The sequence below is a fragment of the Protofrankia sp. Cj3 genome (assembly GCF_917627355.1).
In the GTDB taxonomy this organism is placed as follows: domain Bacteria; phylum Actinomycetota; class Actinomycetes; order Frankiales; family Frankiaceae; genus Protofrankia.
Genome location: NZ_CAKJTR010000021.1, coordinates 1,166 through 5,025, shown reverse-complemented (window position 1 = coordinate 5,025; position 3,860 = coordinate 1,166). Strand labels below are relative to the sequence as shown.

At 72.6% G+C, this 3,860-nt stretch carries 3 protein-coding genes; all 3 read right to left on the bottom strand.

The features are described 5' to 3' along the window. Positions 1-1,256 (bottom strand): gephyrin-like molybdotransferase Glp (gene glp, locus MJ783_RS04715; protein ID WP_239308691.1); only part of this gene is annotated, 1,256 nt, incomplete at its 3' end. Then, the gene (locus MJ783_RS04710) at positions 1,256-2,200 is read right to left on the bottom strand and encodes a UTP--glucose-1-phosphate uridylyltransferase (RefSeq protein WP_239308725.1); all 945 of its coding nucleotides are present in this window, start codon (positions 2,198-2,200) and stop codon (positions 1,256-1,258) included. The genes MJ783_RS04710 and glp, both read right to left, overlap by 1 nt. A 32-nt stretch (positions 2,201-2,232) precedes the next feature. After that, positions 2,233-3,819 carry a hydantoinase B/oxoprolinase family protein gene (locus MJ783_RS04705; RefSeq protein WP_239308690.1) on the bottom strand — a complete coding sequence of 529 codons (1,587 nt, stop codon included), beginning with the start codon at positions 3,817-3,819 and terminating at the stop codon, positions 2,233-2,235. Positions 3,820-3,860: the final 41 nt, after the last annotated feature.

Below are 3,860 nucleotides of genomic sequence, written 5' to 3'. Positions count from 1 at the left end.
CGCTCCGGGCCGCCGAACTGCGGGCCGCCGAACTCCGGCAGGTCACCGCCGAGATACAGCGCTGTCAGCTCCGTCCCCGCGGGCACATCGGCGCTGTCCTCAGGGACGATCAGCAACGCGTCCGCGACCGCCAGGGCCGACAGCTGATGCGCGCCCTGAAGGCCCAGCACGTGGGCGACCGGCGGCCGTCCGGCATCAGACGCGGCCAACCGGGCCCGCAGATAGGAACGTCTGCCGCGGGGCGAGCGCAGCTCGTGGGCGGTGGTGACCACCAGCGTCGGGCGCCGCACAGACGCAAGCCCGCGCAGCCGCAGCAAGGCGGGCCGGACGAACAGCTCGAACGACACCAGCGCGCTGACCGGGTTGCCCGGCAACGTGAACACCGGCACCCCGTCGATCACGCCGAACCCTTGCGGCATCCCGGGCCGCATGGCCACCGACTCGAAACGGACCTTCCCCGGCCCAGCGAGAACCTGTTTCACCACGTCGAAGGCGCCCACGCTCACCCCGCCAGTAGTGATCACCACGTCGGCCCCGGCCAGGATGTCGGCGAAAACCGCGGCGAACGCGGCCGGGGAGTCCGGGACACCGGCAAGCCGCCGTACGTCCGCGCCCGCCTCGCGCGCCGCCGCCGCCACCGCGTGGCTGTTCGAGTCGACGATCTGCCCCGGGCCGAGGGGCTCCCCCACCTCGACCAGCTCGCTGCCGGTCGACAGCACCGCGGCTCGGGGACGGGGATGCACAACCGGCGTCGCCACGTTGAGCGCGGCCAGCAGGCCGAGCTGGGCCGCGCCGAGCAGCCGCCCGGCGGGCAGGACCAGATCGCCCGCGGCCACGTCCTCGCCAGCGCGGCGGATGTGCTGACCGGGTACGGGCGCACGCGTCACGGTCACCCGGTCCATCCGGCCGTCGGTCCACTCAAGCTGGACGACGGTGTCGGCGCCGGGCGGCAGCGGCGCGCCTGTCATGATCCGCGCCGCGGTGCCCCGCGCCACCGGCGACGGTGTGCCCGCCGCCGCCGGGATATCCCCGGTGACCGGCAGGGTGACCGGCCGATCGGGGCTGGCGCCGACGACGTCCGCGGCGTGTACGGCGTATCCGTCCATGGCCGAGTTGTCGAACCCGGGCAGGGCGGAAGCCGCGTGCAGGCCCGCCGCGAGCACGCAGCCGTGGGCGGACCGCAGCGGCAATGGCCGCGGCGGCAGCGGGACGATCGCGTCGAGGATGCCGGTGACATGCTCGTCCACCGACTTCATCACCGAGCAGGCTCAGCCTTGGGCCCCCCGGAGGAGACGTACTCCTCCAACCACGGGTACAGCTCCGCGCCGATGTCCGGCCGCTCACAGGCGAGCCTGATCACGGCCTTGAGATAGTCCACCCGGTCACCGGTGTCATAGCGACGCCCGGTGAAGACCACCCCGTGGACGGGCTCACCAGCATCGTCACCGAGCGTCGCGAGCGTCCGCAGCGCGTCGGTGAGCTGGATCTCGTTCCCGCGGCCGGGTGGTGTCTCCCGCAGCACGGCAAAGATCGACGGTGACAGGATGTACCGGCCGATGATCGCAAGATTGCTGGGCGCCTCGGCGGCCGGTGGCTTCTCCACCAGGTCCCGGATGCGGACCGTCTGGTAACCGGCGGCCGGTGCGTCCCCGGCGGGGGCTGTGACGGGCGCCGGGTCAACCGTCGCGACCCCGTACAGGGAGACAAGATCCTCAGGTACCTCCATCAGGGCTACGACGCTTCCCCCGAAACGCTGCCGGACCGCGAGCATCTCCACCAGCAGCGGGTCACGCTCGTCGATCAGGTCGTCGCCGAGCAGCACGGCGAACGGCTCGTGACCGACGTGCGCGGCCGCGCACAGCACCGCGTGCCCGAGCCCGCGCGGCGCCTGCTGCCGGACGGAGTGCACCTCGGCGAATCCGGCGGACGCGCGGACCCTGTCCAGGCGGGCTGTGTCGCCCTTGCGTTCCAGGGCGGCCTCCAGCTCGGCCTCCCGGTCGAAATGGTCCTCTATCGCCTTTTTGGTGCGGCTCGTAACAAGCAGGACGTCTCGCAGACCAGCACGCGACGCCTCCTCCACCACGTACTCGATGGCCGGCCGGTCGACGACCGGCAGCATCTCCTTGGGAAGGGACTTGGTCGCGGGCAGGAACCGGGTGCCCAGCCCCGCAGCCGGAATCACCGCCTTCGTTACTGACATGGCGAAACCATAACCGCATGCCGGGCGGAGGGTCACCGCGGCGCGGTCGCGCCGGGTGGGCACAAGGCCTCCCGGTTCCCCCACCCACCACCGCCGGGGGTACGGATCGTGACGACCGCGCCGGCAGTCAGCTCAAGGCTCGTCTTGGGCGCCAGCGCGGCACCGTCCACTTCGTTACGGCCCATCCCGCCCGGCCCACCGCCAGCGGCGCCCGGTGGCGCATGCCGGCGGCGATCGGTGAGCAGCGACAAGGTCGCCGGTTCCAGCACCCGGATCGACCGCACCAGCCCGGCGCCACCGGGGTGCAGCCCCGGCCCGGAGGTGGCCGGGTCCAGCTCGTAGCGTTCGACCCGCATCGGGTACTCCAGCTCCAGCGCCTCGATCGGAGTGTTCAGGGTGTTGGTCATCCCGACGTGCACACCGGACGGCCCCGGTCCGCGCGAGGACGCGCCCTGGCCGCCGCCCAACGTCTCGTAGTACGTCCACCCACGCCCACCGATGACCACATTGTTCATCGTGCCCTGGCCCTGCGCGGGCAGGCTCGCCCGCGAGCCCGCCGTTGCCGGCTGGGCGGCGACGGCCTGGGCGAGAGCCGTGAGCACCGTGTCCGCGATCCGCTGGGAGGTCTCGACGTTGCCGGCGACCACCGCCGAGGGCCGGCGCGCGTCCACCAGCGACCCGGGCTCGGTCAGCACCGTGAGCGGCGCGTAGGTGCCGTCGTTGGCCGGGACGTCGTCGGGTAGCAGCACCCGCAACGCGAAACAGCAGGCCGACCGGGTGACCGCGCGTGGGCAGTTCACGTTGCCGGGTACCGCCGCCGCCGTTCCCGCGAAGTCGACGGTCAGCGCGTCCCCCTCGATCGTCACGGTCACCCGGATCGGGATGTCGTCGTCCCCCGCGCCGTCACCCTCGACCTCGCCGGCAGCGGTGTACCGGCCGGCCGGCAGACCCGCGATCACTGCTCGGCTCCGCCGTTCGCCATAGGCCAGCACCTCGGCGAACGCCGCCAGCACCACGGGCAGGCCCCGGCGTTCGACCAGCCCGGCCAGGCGGATGCCGGCGAGCCGGTTCGCGGCGGCCTGCGCGCGCAGGTCGCCCCGCCGCAGCTCGGGGGTCCGGGAGTTCGCACAGATCAGCTCAAGGATGTCGGCCTGCCACACACCGTCGGCGACAAGCCGCACCGGTGGGATGATGAGGCCCTCCGCGTAGATCTCCCGCGAGTCGGCCGGCATCGACCCGGGCCGCATCCCGCCCACGTCCGAATGGTGCGCGCGGGTCGCGGCATAGGCGATGATCTCGCCCTCCGCCGCCAGCGGCGAGACGAGGGTGATGTCGGGCAGATGGTTCCCCCCGGTGAACGGGTCGTTGAGCACCCACACGTCACCGGGCGCGGCACCGCGCTCGGACACGGCACGCACCGACTCGTACATCGCGCCGAGGTGCACAGGAACATGGGCGGCCTGGGCGACCATCCGCCCAGCCGCGTCGAACAGGGCGGCGGAGCAGTCCCGGCGTTCCTTGATGTTGGACGAGTAGGCGCTGCGGACCAGCAGGGTCCCCGTCTCCTCGGCGATACCGGCCAGCGCGCTCGCCAGCACCGACAACGTCACCGGATCCATCTCGTCCTCCGTTCGGCTCGCCGTGCCCGATCACAAACCCG

Bases quoted from the DNA above. Each gene is read 5' to 3' on its own strand.
- MJ783_RS04710 (WP_239308725.1), bottom strand. From the start codon at position 2,200: ATGTCAGTAACGAAGGCGGTGATTCCGGCTGCGGGGCTGGGCACCCGG.
- MJ783_RS04705 (WP_239308690.1), bottom strand. From the start codon at position 3,819: ATGGATCCGGTGACGTTGTCGGTGCTGGCGAGCGCGCTGGCCGGTATC.